Raw genomic sequence first — 14,685 nt, forward strand, 5'->3', positions numbered from 1 at the left:
TTTAAAAAATGAGCTATTTGAATTGAAAAGATAAATTTATACGGGCAAAACTTGCCGAATCAGGATTTGTAACCGTAGACTGTGAAGGAAAAAGATCTAATGAAATATTAAAATTTTCCATATACCAGCTTACTCCGAAGTTCACTATAGGAAGAAAGTAAGAACGATCGTAACTGTAGCCAAGCCGTTTGCTCTCATCATAAAGGTAAAGGTATGCTATTGCATTTAAATAAACTCCACCATGTATATCCCAACCCATAGATGAACTTTTTTTATCTAGTTCGATCATGTCACCTTTGGAACTGTTAAATAAACCACTAGCACTCTCAAAATTAAAAGGCATATTCTGTCCATATCGTATAGAGCTGCCTACCCCTGCCCCACAATAAAAGTTACCTACATCTGCATAATAACTATTAAACCATTCAAAACGCATAGAGTTACTGTAACTGCCAATATATTGTTTTATACCATGGGTATAACCTATTTGAGCTACTATTTTAGTGTCAAGCTGGTTATCCCATCCTTTTGGATCGGTCGTATCGACAATGGTGTGAACAGTTTTTTGTAACTGCTCTGCTCCTGAATCAGGTCCTATAATCCCTATAGTGAAACGATATTCATCAAATTTTTTTTCATTCCATGACAAAAGTGAAAAACTACTACTTAGAAGTCCCATATACGGAATGTCATTATATATAGGTTCGCTACTTTTAAGTTCACTGGGCGTTATGATCATCTCTTGAACGCTTATAGTACCTGCAAGTTTTCGATTTTTAAATGTTACACCTGTAAGTTCTACCGTATCACTTAATAGTTTAACGTAAGATTGACTAAACCCTTCAGTGGTGTTATTATCATATTCATTACTTATCCAGCCAATTTGCAGACCTGCACTATAATGGTCATCCGAATCAAAAACTAAATCATTGTCATGTAATATATAAATGCTATCTGCATATAAAGGAAGTGCTAACATCCAAAATAATAATATATTTCTCTTCATTAAGAGCTTGCCAAACTTTTGCGAAAAATTGCCAAAGATATAAGGAAAAACAACATACCTATAAATACAATTGCCAATAACTCAGGCCAAACTACATCGATACCTGCACCTCTATATAAAACAGCTTGGGCCATACTTACAAAGTGACTTGTAGGCATTAGGTACATAACACTTTGAATACCCTCAGGCATACTGTCAAAAGGGGTTACACTTCCAGAGAGTACTTGTAGTGGCAAGATTGTCAGAATAACAATTAGTCCAAGTTGCGGCATGGTACGCGCCACAGTTCCCATAAATATCCCCATAGATGTGGTAGCAAAAAGCATTAAGACTGCACCAAATAAGAATAATGCTTCCGAACCTATTATAGGGACTGCCAATGCCCATTTAATAAGTAAAAACAAAGAGAGTGACGCCGATACTACAACAACTAACCCCATAGACCATATTTTAGAAAGCATTATCTCTGTAGCACTTAGTGGCATTACTAAAAGATGTTCAAGTGTTCCATGCTCACGTTCACGAATTAGTGCTGCACCAGAGAGTATGATTGAGAGCATTGAGATCTGTTCAATTAGTTTCATAATTCCACCAAACCATAAACTGTCCAGTGTCGGGTTAAACTTTATTCTGGTCACCAAATTGATTGGCAAAGATGCACTTGTTTTATAACCATTTAGAAAGATATTCAGTTCATCATTGATCATCTGTTGAATATATCTAGCTCCTATTCCTGCTTGAGACATCTGAGTAGCATCTATATTGACTTGAATAGTAGGATGTTTTCCCTGCAATATCTCTTTTTCAAAAGAAGGGGGTATAGTTATCACAAAAGTATAGACTCCAGCATCCATATTTTTGTCAATCTCATCTGCACCAATTATATCCGGAGAAAGAAATCTAGGTTCGTGAAAAGCTTTCATAAAACGAGCCGAAAGCGGTGAGTGATCTTCATCTACAAATGCTATTGGTACTTTGTTAAGTTCTGAACTTGTAGATGTAGCACCTATATAAACACCCAAAGAAAATGAGTAGATAATTAAAAACAGCATAACTTTATCCTGCCATAGACTTTGCAATTCTTTGAATCCAAGATATAAAATGTTTAATACTCTTTTTTTCATTACTTTTCCTGTTTTTTTAGTGCCATTGCACTAAGCAAGGTAATTACAATAACTGCTATAATCAAACCTATAAAATCATGAACTAAATCCTTAAATTCCAATGCTTTACTAAAAACACCGCGGCTTATATTAATAAAAAAAGTTGCAGGAAATATATGACCTATAAAAGCACCTACACCTTCTAACGAACTAACTGGATCTTTTAATCCTGAAAAGCTGATTGTAGGAAGGAGTGTAGCAATAGCCGTCCCGGCAATTGCAGCAATCTGTGTTTTTGCAAAAGCCGACATTAAAAGTCCCATACCCGTTGTAGTGGTAACAAATAGGAGTGCTCCTATAATAAGACTTGTCAAGCTCCCTTTTAATGGCACCCCAAAAAGAAATACTGCAAAAAGTAAAAGACCTAAAAACCCTATCATACTGATCACAATATAGGGAAGCTGCTTACCTAATAAAAATTCAAAACGAGTTACCGGTGTCGCATAAAAATTGGTAATGGAGCCGAGCTCTTTTTCACGTACAATACTAAGTGCCATCAATATAGAGGGGATAAATACAAGCAGCATTGGGATAACCGCCGGTACCATAGCGTAAATACTTTTGAAATCCTGATTATAACGGTAACGCATCTCAATATTGGCAGCAGACAAGCTTGGTGTATATCCTAGTGTTTGACGAGCTAATGAGAGTATATAGTCGTAATGCATCCCACTTATATAGCCTTTAATAGTCTCTGCCCTAAAAGGCATAGCTCCATCTATCCATACACCAATCTCAACTTCACGTCCCTGTTTAAGACTACGCCCAAAACCTGGGGGTATCTCAAGTGCAACTGATATTTTTCCGCTTTTCATACGCTGATCTAGTTCATCTTGGGAACTAAGAGGGTCTTGTTCAAGAAAATATCTCGAACCCGATAAATTTTGAATATAGTCTCTACTTTGAGGTGTGCGATCTTGATCAAGCACTGCAAAACGCAGGTCCTCTACATCCATAGTGATCCCATAACCCAAAGTAAGCATAAGTAAAATTGTACCCATAAGTGCAAACATTAGCCTTATAGGATCGCGCATAAGCTCCAGTGATTCACGATAACTATAACCAAATAGACGAAGTGGACTAAAGAAACGGTTTGGTTGTTTGGATTGTTCAAACTCTACTACTTTAGATTCACTATCTTTGTCTCTCTTAGCTCCGCCAGCTTCTTCCAAATACTCAATAAATGCTTCCTCAAGAGTTTCTTTATTCCGCTCTTTTGTTAGTGTTTCAGGTGTATCACTCGCGAGTACACGCCCCTCATGCATCAGAGATATTCTGTCACAGCGCTCACCCTCATTCATAAAGTGAGTTGAAACAAATATAGTTACACCGTCATTTCTAGATAGGTCTATCAACAGCTCCCAAAAACGATCACGAGATATCGGATCAACTCCCGAGGTCGGCTCATCAAGAATAAGCATTTTAGGATGGTGTACAACAGCTACTGCCAAAGAGAGGCGCTGACGGATTCCAAGAGGCAGATCAGCAGTTAAAGAATCTTTGTAATGCTCTAAATCAAAACGCTCTATCATCTCATCTACACGCGCTTTTATCTTCTCTTTTGGGATGTGAAACAACCTTGCATGCAGCATAAGGTTTTGTAGTACCGTTAATTCACTATAAAGAGAAAAAGATTGTGTCATATAACCGACTTGATTTCTTGTAGTCATATCTTGAGCATTTGTCGGTTGTTCAAATAACCATGACTCTCCGCTAGAAGGGGTTAAAAGTCCAGTCAGCATCTTCATAGTCGTTGTTTTTCCACAACCGTTTGAACCTAAAAAGCCAAAAATTTCTCCACGTTCAATAGAAAAGCTTACATTATCAACGGCGGTAAAATCACCAAAACGCATAGTCAAACCTTTGGCAACAATAGCTTTTGTATCATCTTCTTGAGTTTTGCGAGAAGGAATATGTAAAACTTCATGCCCTTGACGTTTTGATTTAGGTAGCAAAGTAATAAATGCTTCATCAAGATTAGTAGTTTTTGTTTCTAATAGAAGTTCCTCCGGTGTTCCGGTAGATAGGATTCTCCCATCATCCATAGCAACAAGCCAATCAAAGCGTTCAGCCTCTTCCATATAAGCAGTTGCAATGATAACGCTCATACCTTTACGTCTTTGACGAATTCTCTCAACCAATTCCCAAAATTGACGTCTAGATAGAGGGTCCACACCGGTAGTCGGTTCATCCAATATCAATAGTTCAGGATCGTGGATAAGTGCACAACAAAGTCCAAGTTTTTGTTTCATTCCGCCTGAAAGCTTTCCTGCAGGACGATCCCTAAAATTTGTAAGTCCTGTACTCGCTAATAACTCTGTTATTCTTGCATTTCTCTCTCGCTTACTTTGACCAAATAAGCGACCGAAAAAATCAATATTTTCCTCAACTGAGAGTGACATATATAAATTTTTTCCTAAACCTTGAGGCATATATGCTATACGTGGTCCTATAGCATTTCTTTCACTTTGCAGATTAATATCATGATCAAGTACTTCAATAGTACCATCTTGAAGTTTCCGTACACCTGATAGTAATGCAAGTACACTTGATTTTCCTACACCGTCGGGTCCAATAAAACCAACCATACATCCTGATGGTATGTCTAAATTTATATTATCCACCGCAACAGTATTAGAATAATGATGAGAAAGATTGGTTATACGGACTACATGTTTCATTTGACTCTCTTAATATCCTCTTCAACACTAAGATATTCAGGCCATGGCGTAGAATCATCTAATCTTACATAAGAAACACCTGGAAGACCGCTTTTTGCATTTCTAAAACCATCTTTGATTATTTTAGGATCAACTTTTACTTTTATACGAAACATCAGTTTAGCACGCTCCTTATCAGTTTCGATCTCTTTTGGAGTAAACTGTGCTTCCGGTGATACAAAAGTCACAAAAGCAGGTATTGGTTTATCTGGCAATGCATCTACAACTATACGTGCTTCACTACCAACTTCAACACGACCTGCATCGGCTGTAGGAAGAAAAATAGTCATAAATGTGTCAGTCAGATTTAAAAGAGTATATAGTTTTGTACCGCTGCCTACAATTTCTCCAGATTCTACAAGCTTATATAATACTCTTCCTTCAATCGGTGCATACAAACTAGTCTCTTCAATATTTACTTTGATAGTTTCAACTTGCGCTTTTGCAGCTTCTATAGAAGCTTCGGCACTAACAACTTGAGCTTTCGCAGCACTCAAAGCTGCTTTAGCACTTTTTAATTTTGTCTCATCTTGTTGTAGTTGTACTAAAGAAATATTTTTGTTTACATAGAGTGATTTTGAACGTTCCAGATTCTTCTTGGCGAGAGAAAGTTCACTTTTACGCTGTACTACTATTGCCTTTGAATACTCTTTTTGTTGTACAGCTTGCTCAACCATAGCTTTTGTTTGTTTTAGTCTTGCTTCAAGTTCTTTAGTATCTAACTTAGCCATCAACTGACCTTTACTAACCATTTGCCCTTCTTGAACAAACACCTTTTGAACACGACCTGGATATTTAGTAGCTATATCTACTTCCGTCATTTCAAGCCGTCCGTTTCCTGATGAAAACGCATCACTAAGCTGATTTGAATTTAAATTTTCTAACATGTAATATGTAATGAAACCGCCGACAACCAAAACTCCAAACAGAAGCTTTTTTAAAATACTTTTATTCATTCTTTTGCCTTTGATGTTTGATTTATATGTGAGTTTTTAATAATTGATGAAAACTCCTTTGTATATGTATTACGTTCAGACTCATCCATAAAAAAATCGAATCGTCCTATATCTCTTTGCAAATTCATAAGATCTTTTAAAAACTGATAAATAGCACTTGCAGATTTTTGATCAGCTAAAATAGTCTCATTTTGAGCTACAAGTAGATCTGTCATGGAACGAGTCCCTTTTGCATAATTATTTTGTACAAGTTCAAAACTTTTCTTTGCCGACTTTGCTGCCTGTTGTGTAAGTTTTATGGAAGGAAAACTAGAGCGGACAGTATGAAGGTCATATCGGATTTGTCGTTCTATTGAGTTTTTTTCTAGCTCCTTTGATAATTCTAACTGCTGTAATTTAAGTTGCGAATATGAGGAACGTGCACTTCTAGCACTTCCTTCATATAAAGGGAGGGAAAGAACAACACTTGCGCTCCAATTAGTTTGATCTTCTAAATTAATAGTTGATGATGGATCTCGTTTTTCATCAAAAACTCTGGACATCTCGCCAACAAATTCAATATTAGGTGAGAAGTAAGCTCTTCGGTCCGACGTAAGCTTGCGCTTTTGTGCAGCTATATAACCGTTATACATCTGTAATTCAGATGCACTTTTTAAGCCCTCTTCAACAAAATAATCATTAATTAACTTAATATCATTTTCATTTGTAATTAAAGATAGTAGTTCTTTGTTACTAACAAGCAAATAAGGATCGTTTAACGTTGCAGGCACAGTTTTTATTCTCTTTGTTATAGGACGATGTAATATATAGTTAAGTCCATCTTGTGCTTGTTGGACAGCTACTTTTGCCTGATGTACACGTTGTTTTGAAGTAGCAATTCTGCTCTCCCAATGATACATATCTGATAGGTCGGAAGTTCCCGCTTCAACACGAGCTTGTGCCATCTCTAAATTAGACTTGGTAAGTTTTAAATTTTCTTTTTCAACTTTTAATTGCGTTTGGGCTATAAGTATATTTAAAAACATTGTACTTGCCTGTTCCACAATATCCATCTCCAAAGTACGTTGTTGCGCCACTGTGGCAGCTTTCACTTTTTTTTGTATCTCTAAAGCAGCCAAAGCTTTTTCTGAAAAAAGTATCTGATGAAGTTTAATAGCACCAGTAGAGCTTTTCTCTGCATAAAAACCGTTTTTTACATAAATATTATCACTATTTTGCTGTGTATATGAAAGATCAGCTCTAATTTGAGGAAGTAATACTGAGCGAACTTCTTTGATATTTTCATCTTCTAGTTTTATTCCCAACTTTCCTGCAATAATATTAAGATTGCTTTTTATTGCAAGTTTTGCAACATCGCTTAAACTAAATGAATCTTCAATATCAGCTTCATCGTCTTCTATTATTTTTGCTTTGCTTAGAAGGTTAAAAGAAGGATAAACACCAATCTTGTTTGTAGTTTTTAAATTAATTATTAGTTGATGTTTATCTTCAAATTTAGTAGGCAGGTTTTCAGGACTTTTACCTCGTAATACAGATTGAATATTTAGTGCTAATTGTCTAACTCTTCTAGATATATTCTCAGTCGATACTGATGACATCATTATCCCATCATAAACACTTAGCTCATCTCCAAAAGAGTAACTAGGAAGTTGCTTTATCACTAAAGCGTCTATTAAATTTTGTTTAGATGTACTACTTAAAGATGGAAGCGGTGTAAGCATAACGGCCTGAGTGTCTTTAGGCAATTGTTCAAGTGGATTTTTAGAGCCGCTTATAATTACATTAAGTTCTATACCTTTATTTATAGTAGATTTTTTCAAACCATTCATTGCGATAGGAAGCGAAGATGAGAGTTTTTCATCTACAATCAATGTCATTTTCTTAAAAGTTGCAACGTCCAAAAAGTTTTTAATTGCAGTATCAAAAGGTGTACTAAAAGCAAGATAGTTCATATTTTTTTTAGTAACTTGTAATTGCTCTTCAAATAGTAATAAGTAGGGTGCTAAAGTAGGTTTATTTAGGTCTTTTGCTTTAAAAGCAGTATTAGCAGACACAAGACCAATCGTTATGGTCATATCAATATTTGGATCATTTTGTATGTTTTGTAAAGTATCTTGCGCTTTAGAAACTGACCAGTCAATGATAATAGGTTTCATAAAACTAACTTTAAATTCACCCTGTGTCATAACTTCCAACTCTGTTGAGATTTCATCTTTTATCTTTTTATACTGAGAAGTTTGTGCATCCATTACAATTGCAATATTTACATCCGAATAAAGTGGTGCAGACCATAAGCTTATAGTTGTTAAAGCTATAAATAAAAATAGTTTAATCTTCATTATAACACTCCCTCCTATCTGTTTTTAATAAGTAATAAAAAACTTTCTAAAAGTTCATCGTTTTTTTGCATTAAGTCATCATTTACAATGACCCAGTGTTTAACCATGGCAGTACTAATACTATCATATAATAATGTCATTTCCAATGAACTCTTTGAGGTAGTTATGTGTTTTCTCAAAGGCTCCATAATATTTTCGCTGATAAATCTATATACTTCCATCATTACATCGTCTTCATCGGCAAAGTTGTAAGTATTTACATAGAACAAAGGATGATTTACACCTAAATGCAGTACATTTTTATGAGAGATAAAAGCTTGAAACTTAATATTTGTTAGAATTTTAAGTTTTTCATACGGGTCATTTACATCTTTAATATTTTTTTCTAACATCTCCAGATAATAATCAATTTGATTCAGTATATAGTTGTTATATAGATTTTCTTTTGAACCAAAAAGCGTATAAATAGAGCCAACCGACACTCCTACATTAGAAGCTAATTCAGCTACTTTCATATTCTCATAACCCTCTTTTTGAAAGAGTTTTGACGCTTCTTCAAGTATTAAGTCTCTTTTTAGTTCTTTTACTTTTTTTTTTAAACTCATGCACTTTTCCTTTGAACTCTTATAGTCATTTTAGTGCAGTAATTCATAAAATGAACTTAATTCATTTTATGAATTTATTTAAAAAAAAACAAAAATCAAAATATATTACAGATAAAATTATAGAACTGTATGTTATTATAAAATATTTTAAAATATTACAGATAAGGTTATGCAGTTTACAATTGCTTAAAGGTATGGATTATGATAGAGCTCAAAAATGTAGAAAAATACTTTTACAAAGGTGAAGAACGTGAAGTTCATGCTCTAAATGATGTCAACTTAAAGATTGAAGACGGTGAATTCTCAGTACTTACTGGTACAAGTGGGTGCGGGAAGACTACACTTTTAAATGCTGTAGGTTTACTTGACAATATAACAAGTGGTGAGATATATCTCGATGGCAATGAACTGGCACATCTAAGTGATGAAGAAAAAACAAAAATACGCTTAGAGAAAATGGGCTTTGTATTTCAAGCGTACAACCTCATCCCCGTTTTGAGTGTAAAAGAAAACATAGCGTTTATTATGCGCCTTCAAGGTTATGACAGTAAACAGATAGATAAAAGAGTAGATGAACTTGCAGAGCTTTTAGAGATCAAAAGCAAGCTGGATTCTCTTCCATCCTTACTTAGCGGAGGACAGCAGCAGCGCGTTGCAGTTGCCCGTGCAGTTGCAACAAAACCAAAGATCATACTTGCAGATGAACCAACGGCAAATCTGGATCATAAAAACTCAGAGGCACTTATGAAGATGATGAAAGAGCTTAACGAAAAAGAAAAAATAACGATTTTATTTGCTTCACATGATGATTATGTTGTAGAATTAGCAAAAAAAGTCATTCACCTTAAAGATGGAAAGGTACTCTAAGAAAATGGAACTTTTACCTATAAGCTCAGATAAAAGGGTTCAAAGAGAGCAAGTCAGACTTCTTTATGCTCAAGGTAGTATTATCCAGATTTTAGGGGTAGTATCATCTTTTATTATTTTGGCAATTTTATGGAATGCCATAGAGCATAGCATGTTGTTTATATGGCTTTGTGTAAATGTATCTATTTATCTTGTAAGGTTGTTTTATGTAAAGAAGTTCTCTAAAATCTACAAAACAAATTTCGATATAAACAAGTGGAAAAACATCTACATAGTATCAACATTCATTTCAGGTGTCTCTTGGGGTACACTTGCTCTGTTTTTAGATAGTTCCTGGAGTGCTTCTCATCAACTGGCTCTGTTTATTTTGTATGTCGGAATCACAGCAGGAGCTTTTAACACTAACTCTTCCGTATTTGTATCATACCTGGCTTTTTACATACCTCCAATACTTATGCTTTTATATTCAACTATAAAACAAAGTAGCGGTCTACCTTACGAACTTGTATTTTTGATCATAATATATATGATATTAATGTACATGACATCACTAAAATTTCACAACCATTTGGTAAATCTACTCGAACTTCGATTTCAAAACGAAGAACTTGCAACAGACTTGAAACTTGCTAACAATAAACTATCTCATCTAGCAGATATAGATGAGCTTTCTCAAATACATAACAGAAGATCAATGAACAAGTTTTTACTACAAGAGTGGAACTGGCACCATGAAGAGAAAAAACCGCTCTCTTTGCTTATGATAGATATAGACTTTTTTAAACAGTATAACGATACCTACGGTCATTCTGAGGGTGACAGATGTATTTTGGAAATTGCTAAAATTCTTAAAAAGAACATCCGCTCAGACATCGATTTAGCTTCAAGATACGGTGGAGAGGAATTTGTAGTTATCTTACGCGACACAGATGAGCTGGAGGCTTTAAACATAGCACAAAGAATATCTTTAAATGTACTTTCTAAACAGATAGAACACGCATGTTCAGAAGTATCTGATTACCTAACTGTAAGCATAGGTTTAAGCACTATGATACCCAATATCTTGGATGAAGAGGTAAGGATATTTGATCTTGCAGATTCAAGACTATATAAAGCTAAAGAAAATGGGCGAAACCAAATAGTGTATTCATAATATGAAGAGTTTACTAAGCATACTTTTATTTGGATCTATTTTATTTGCCGATGTGGACTACAAAATTGAAAACTCAAATATACAGGTCAACGAAGCCTACTCATACAACTACAACCGATTAAGACTAAACCTAAACTATGCAGAGGATCAATACTTTACAACCATGATTGCTGATGGTGTAAACTACTATGGAAAAAGCTATATAGATTCAACTGAGTTTGCTTTGTTTAAAACTATAAAATCCGACACACCTGTATCTACCCAAACAAACTTCAAGGATTACGGCAAAGGTGAAACCTATGCAAAACTATACAGACTGTACGGTGGTTATGAAGATAACAAAAACCGCCTAAGCATAGGTCTTCAAAACATTACTATGGGTGTTGGAAGGTTTTGGAACCCGACAAATCTTTTTAATCCTAAAAACATATATGCAATAGAGCCTGATGAAACGTTTGGCGTTACTGCCATGAGTTATACAAGACATATGAGTGATGCAAGCGACCTCAGTCTTATCGGCTCTATTAGAGATGATAAAAGTTTTAAATATGCAGCAAGATTTAAAAGCTTTTTAGAACAAGTTGAAGTTGGAATAAACCTGCTTGTTAGTGATCAGACAAAGATGGTAGGATATGAGCTTGAAGCTAACCTTTTTGACACGGGAGTTGAAGTTAGAAGTGAGGGTGCATATATATCTTCAAAACTCAACTTTGTCCCTAAAGATACGGAGTTTTATCAGGCTGTTTTCGGAGCTGACTATGGTTTTGTAAACGGTGTAAACCTTACAGTTGAATCACTTTACAGCTCAAAAGAGTTTAATGACGTGCAGATACTTTCAAACCTAAACTCAGAGATCATCCAAAACATGACAAACTCGAAGTTTTATGCAGGGGCTAGTCTTTCTTACACGTTTAATATATTTTTAGACGGCTCAATACTCTACATAGATAGTTTTGACTCTTATGATCCGTTTAGTTCTGCAACACTAACTTATACACTAAACGACTATAACTCGTTTATAATTGGGGTCATGGCTCAGGATGATGAAACTTACTACCTTAAATGGCAGCTTTCTTTTTAAAAACTAATTTAGATAATATCAAGTCAAATAGTATACAATGCTATTTGGACAAAATGAAATAAGGAAATACTTAAAATGAATACAAAAAAACTTATAATATTTATACCAATAATTCTTTTTATGGCTTTGTTTACAGGATGTACATATAAAGCTTGGTATCAAGGTGGGCAAAGCAGTGCAAAACAAGACTGTCATCGTAAACCAGCCAGTGCAGTTGATGAATGTTTAAAAAATCTTAATACAAAAACGTATGAAGAGTATAAAAAGAAATGATATATATAAATAAAATACTAATTTTCACATTCTTATTATATGCTATATCTATAAATGTATTAGCAAATGATGCAAAGCTTCATCAAGCTTATCAAAACAAATATAGTGACCTTCAAATTCAAGGTAGTGGGACAGTTATCCGTATATTACCTGATGATAATAAAGGTTCTAGACATCAAAAGTTCATTGTAAAACTAAAGAGTAATCAAACATTGCTTATATCCCATAATATAGATTTATCAAATCGTATTTCAAATCTAAAGATTGGTGATACAGTGGAGTTTTATGGAGAATATGAATGGAACCATAAAGGCGGCGTTATTCATTGGACACATAAAGATCCTAAAAACAGGCACGTTCACGGTTGGTTAAAACATAGAGGTAAAACTTACGACTAAATATATTTAAGCTTCTTCATCCATCTTGTCCATCTCTTTTTGGATAAGTGCACGGTAATTCTCATCTTTAGGTACAAGCCCCGCTTCATATAAAAACTGACTCGCTACAAAGTTTGTCTTTTTGATCTTGTCATACTTTGCATAGCTTAGGTAGAGTATATCTTTAGCCCTAGTAACGGCTACATAAAAAAGTCGTCTCTCTTCATCAAGACTTCCGCCTCTTTGCATCAGCTTGCGGTTTGGAAAACGCCCATCCATAAGATCAATCACGTAAACTTCTTTGTACTCAAGCCCTTTAGAAGCGTGAACGCTAAGAAGGTTTACACCCTCCCCTTGCGTTAGATCGGATGATCCAAGGATCATTGCATTTAAAAATCTTTCATGGTTATCATACGGGCGTGAAAGGTCTTCAAGCAGAAGCATTTTTCGCTTTATCTTTGTGTTTGAGTCTGCTTTTTGTTTCTCGTCAATCGTGCCGTCTTTAAGTGTAGCTCTTTTCGTACTAAGCACGTCAGATATATATGCAAACAGATCGGATTCGTATATTTTCTTTACGATCGTTCTTGGCTGTTTGATCCCTTTTAAACTACGAAATAGCAGATAAAAGTTATGTAAAAAAGTAGCCGAATCTTTTGTAAGTTTTGGGTGTTTTAACACAGGGTTTTTCATAAACTTTGCTTCAAACCCGAGCTTTGCAAATTTACCAACGGCACCCAGTTCTAAAAAGTCATCAAACAATCCTAACTGATGGTTTAACTTACGCTTTTCAAAAGGATTTTTTATAGATTCATCTGGTGCATAAAGACCGTAAATCATGCTACCGTTACCAACATTTTTTAAAGCCAAATACATCTCTTTGGCCATGGCTGAACCTATACCTCTAACAAACTCAAATACATGTATAAAAGCCATCATATCAGATTCATTTACTAAAAGAGTATAGAGATCAAGTACTGCTTTAACTTCACGTGCATCAAAAAAGCTTGTACCGCCCTTTCTTTTACACCCTATTCCAAGTTCTCTTAAACCAACTTCGATCCCATCAGCCGTTGAATTGTTTCTAAAGATCACGGCAATATCTTCATGAGGTGTCTGAGTGTCACGTATTTTTGTGGCTATAGCATGGTACTGATCAAAAAGCTCATCATATGCTAAAAGTTTAGGAGACTCAAAGTTACCTTGTCTTGTTACTTCAAGCTGCTTTGGATAGATGCGCTCATTATGTTCGATCACCTTAGATGCAAGAGATAGAATAAGCGGAGATGAACGGTAGTTCTTAGTTAAAGTATGAACCTTAGCCTGAGGAAACTTTGTATTAAACGATCCGATGATCGTTATATCTGCTCCGTTAAATGCATATATACTCTGATCATAATCACCGACACAAAAGAGTGACGGAGGATTCATAGCATCTATGATCGTTCCTTGAAGCGCGTTTGTATCTTGGTACTCATCTACAAGAACTTCTTTGTAGCCAAGGTCTTTAGTTTTACACATATCCCTAAAATTTAAAAGAAGATCGTTAAAGTTTACAAAACCATACTCTTGTTTTAGTTTTTCAAACTCATCAACTACATCTGCGTATATTAAGGCAAACAGCTCATGTTCAGGGTAGTTTTCTATGATCCAAGATTCAAAATCATTAGTAAGTTCCGTATTTTGGTAGAAAGAGTAAAGATCATACAGATAGTTTCCACCATATGGCTGAACTTCTGCATCTATGTTCATAAATGAACGTTTCTCAAACACACTTCTAAATAGTGTTTTTAACTCACGCTGTTGTTTTAGAACAACTTTTTTATCAAATTTTTTAAGCCATCTGTAGCTTACCGCATGAAAAGTTCCAGCATCTATTTTACCTGCTACATCTTTACCGAAATACTCAGCAACACGCGACACCATCTCGGCTGCTGCTTTATTTGTAAAAGTTAAAAGCAGTATCTCATTTGGTTTTATGCCAGAGTTTAAAAGGTATGCAATTCTTCCTACGATTGTAGATGTTTTTCCTGTACCGGCTGAGGCTATGATCAGGTTCTCATTGTCTCTCGAAGTTGCAGCATTGTATTGTTCTTGATTTAGGCGTGATAAAGGCATGGCGGAATTATACAGTTTTAAATTTGAATT

General features: G+C 35.0%; 12 protein-coding genes. 5 read left to right on the forward strand and 7 right to left on the reverse strand.

What is annotated here, in order from left to right:
* Positions 1-13: 13 nt before the first annotated feature.
* The 6 genes from ABZA65_RS09070 to ABZA65_RS09095 are packed head-to-tail and all read right to left on the reverse strand — an operon-like array spanning position 14 to position 8,789.
* Positions 14-1,006 carry a lipid A deacylase LpxR family protein gene (locus ABZA65_RS09070; RefSeq protein WP_373072859.1) on the reverse strand — a complete coding sequence of 331 codons (993 nt, stop codon included), beginning with the start codon at positions 1,004-1,006 and terminating at the stop codon, positions 14-16.
* Positions 1,006-2,130 carry an ABC transporter permease gene (locus ABZA65_RS09075; RefSeq protein WP_373072861.1) on the reverse strand — a complete coding sequence of 375 codons (1,125 nt, stop codon included), beginning with the start codon at positions 2,128-2,130 and terminating at the stop codon, positions 1,006-1,008. The genes ABZA65_RS09070 and ABZA65_RS09075 overlap by 1 nt, the downstream gene beginning before the upstream one ends.
* A complete protein-coding gene (gene rbbA / locus ABZA65_RS09080; protein WP_373072863.1) occupies positions 2,130-4,850 on the reverse strand; it encodes a ribosome-associated ATPase/putative transporter RbbA in 2,721 nt (906 codons plus the stop codon). The genes ABZA65_RS09075 and rbbA overlap by 1 nt, the downstream gene beginning before the upstream one ends.
* The gene (locus ABZA65_RS09085; RefSeq protein ID WP_373072865.1) at positions 4,847-5,845 is read right to left on the reverse strand and encodes an HlyD family secretion protein; all 999 of its coding nucleotides are present in this window, start codon (positions 5,843-5,845) and stop codon (positions 4,847-4,849) included. The genes rbbA and ABZA65_RS09085 overlap by 4 nt, the downstream gene beginning before the upstream one ends.
* Complete coding sequence (locus tag ABZA65_RS09090) at positions 5,842-8,184, reverse strand: TolC family protein (RefSeq protein WP_373072867.1); 2,343 nt, start codon at positions 8,182-8,184, stop codon at positions 5,842-5,844. Before ABZA65_RS09090 ends, ABZA65_RS09085 begins: the two co-directional genes overlap by 4 nt.
* Positions 8,185-8,198: 14 nt before the next feature.
* Complete coding sequence (locus ABZA65_RS09095) at positions 8,199-8,789, reverse strand: TetR/AcrR family transcriptional regulator (RefSeq protein ID WP_373072869.1); 591 nt, start codon at positions 8,787-8,789, stop codon at positions 8,199-8,201.
* 201 nt (positions 8,790-8,990) lie between these two features.
* On the opposite strand from ABZA65_RS09095, the gene ABZA65_RS09100 reads away from it, so the two are divergent.
* The 5 genes from ABZA65_RS09100 (at position 8,991) to ABZA65_RS09120 (ending at position 12,561) form a co-directional block, all read left to right on the forward strand.
* Positions 8,991-9,656: an ABC transporter ATP-binding protein gene (locus tag ABZA65_RS09100; RefSeq protein ID WP_373072871.1), complete on the forward strand. Its 666-nt coding sequence runs from the start codon at positions 8,991-8,993 to the stop codon at positions 9,654-9,656.
* A 4-nt stretch (positions 9,657-9,660) separates the two neighbouring features.
* Complete coding sequence (locus ABZA65_RS09105) at positions 9,661-10,809, forward strand: GGDEF domain-containing protein (RefSeq protein ID WP_373072873.1); 1,149 nt, start codon at positions 9,661-9,663, stop codon at positions 10,807-10,809.
* Between the two features lies 1 nt (position 10,810).
* Positions 10,811-11,890, forward strand: a complete 1,080-nt coding sequence (locus ABZA65_RS09110; RefSeq protein WP_373072875.1) for a hypothetical protein — start codon at positions 10,811-10,813, stop codon at positions 11,888-11,890.
* 75 nt (positions 11,891-11,965) lie between these two features.
* A complete protein-coding gene (locus ABZA65_RS09115; protein ID WP_373072877.1) occupies positions 11,966-12,163 on the forward strand; it encodes a hypothetical protein in 198 nt (65 codons plus the stop codon).
* Positions 12,160-12,561: a DUF3465 domain-containing protein gene (locus ABZA65_RS09120; RefSeq protein ID WP_373072879.1), complete on the forward strand. Its 402-nt coding sequence runs from the start codon at positions 12,160-12,162 to the stop codon at positions 12,559-12,561. Before ABZA65_RS09115 ends, ABZA65_RS09120 begins: the two co-directional genes overlap by 4 nt.
* A 6-nt stretch (positions 12,562-12,567) precedes the next feature.
* Here ABZA65_RS09120 and ABZA65_RS09125 read toward each other — a convergent pair whose 3' ends face one another.
* Complete coding sequence (locus ABZA65_RS09125) at positions 12,568-14,655, reverse strand: ATP-dependent helicase (protein ID WP_373072881.1); 2,088 nt, start codon at positions 14,653-14,655, stop codon at positions 12,568-12,570.
* Positions 14,656-14,685: the final 30 nt, after the last annotated feature.

The sequence above is a fragment of the Sulfurimonas sp. genome, from assembly GCF_041583195.1.
In the GTDB taxonomy this organism is placed as follows: domain Bacteria; phylum Campylobacterota; class Campylobacteria; order Campylobacterales; family Sulfurimonadaceae; genus Sulfurimonas.

What these genes read in the sequence shown, in the direction of transcription:
- ABZA65_RS09085 (WP_373072865.1), bottom strand. Translation starts at nt 5,845, where the DNA reads ATGAATAAAAGTATTTTAAAAAAGCTTCTGTTTGGAGTTTTGGTTGTC.
- ABZA65_RS09075 (WP_373072861.1), bottom strand. Translation starts at nt 2,130, where the DNA reads ATGAAAAAAAGAGTATTAAACATTTTATATCTTGGATTCAAAGAATTG.
- ABZA65_RS09095 (WP_373072869.1), bottom strand. Translation starts at nt 8,789, where the DNA reads ATGAGTTTAAAAAAAAAAGTAAAAGAACTAAAAAGAGACTTAATACTT.
- ABZA65_RS09070 (WP_373072859.1), bottom strand. Translation starts at nt 1,006, where the DNA reads ATGAAGAGAAATATATTATTATTTTGGATGTTAGCACTTCCTTTATAT.
- ABZA65_RS09100 (WP_373072871.1), top strand. Translation starts at nt 8,991, where the DNA reads ATGATAGAGCTCAAAAATGTAGAAAAATACTTTTACAAAGGTGAAGAA.
- ABZA65_RS09110 (WP_373072875.1), top strand. Translation starts at nt 10,811, where the DNA reads ATGAAGAGTTTACTAAGCATACTTTTATTTGGATCTATTTTATTTGCC.
- ABZA65_RS09105 (WP_373072873.1), top strand. Translation starts at nt 9,661, where the DNA reads ATGGAACTTTTACCTATAAGCTCAGATAAAAGGGTTCAAAGAGAGCAA.
- ABZA65_RS09125 (WP_373072881.1), bottom strand. Translation starts at nt 14,655, where the DNA reads ATGCCTTTATCACGCCTAAATCAAGAACAATACAATGCTGCAACTTCG.
- ABZA65_RS09115 (WP_373072877.1), top strand. Translation starts at nt 11,966, where the DNA reads ATGAATACAAAAAAACTTATAATATTTATACCAATAATTCTTTTTATG.
- ABZA65_RS09120 (WP_373072879.1), top strand. Translation starts at nt 12,160, where the DNA reads ATGATATATATAAATAAAATACTAATTTTCACATTCTTATTATATGCT.
- ABZA65_RS09090 (WP_373072867.1), bottom strand. Translation starts at nt 8,184, where the DNA reads ATGAAGATTAAACTATTTTTATTTATAGCTTTAACAACTATAAGCTTA.
- rbbA (WP_373072863.1), bottom strand. Translation starts at nt 4,850, where the DNA reads ATGAAACATGTAGTCCGTATAACCAATCTTTCTCATCATTATTCTAAT.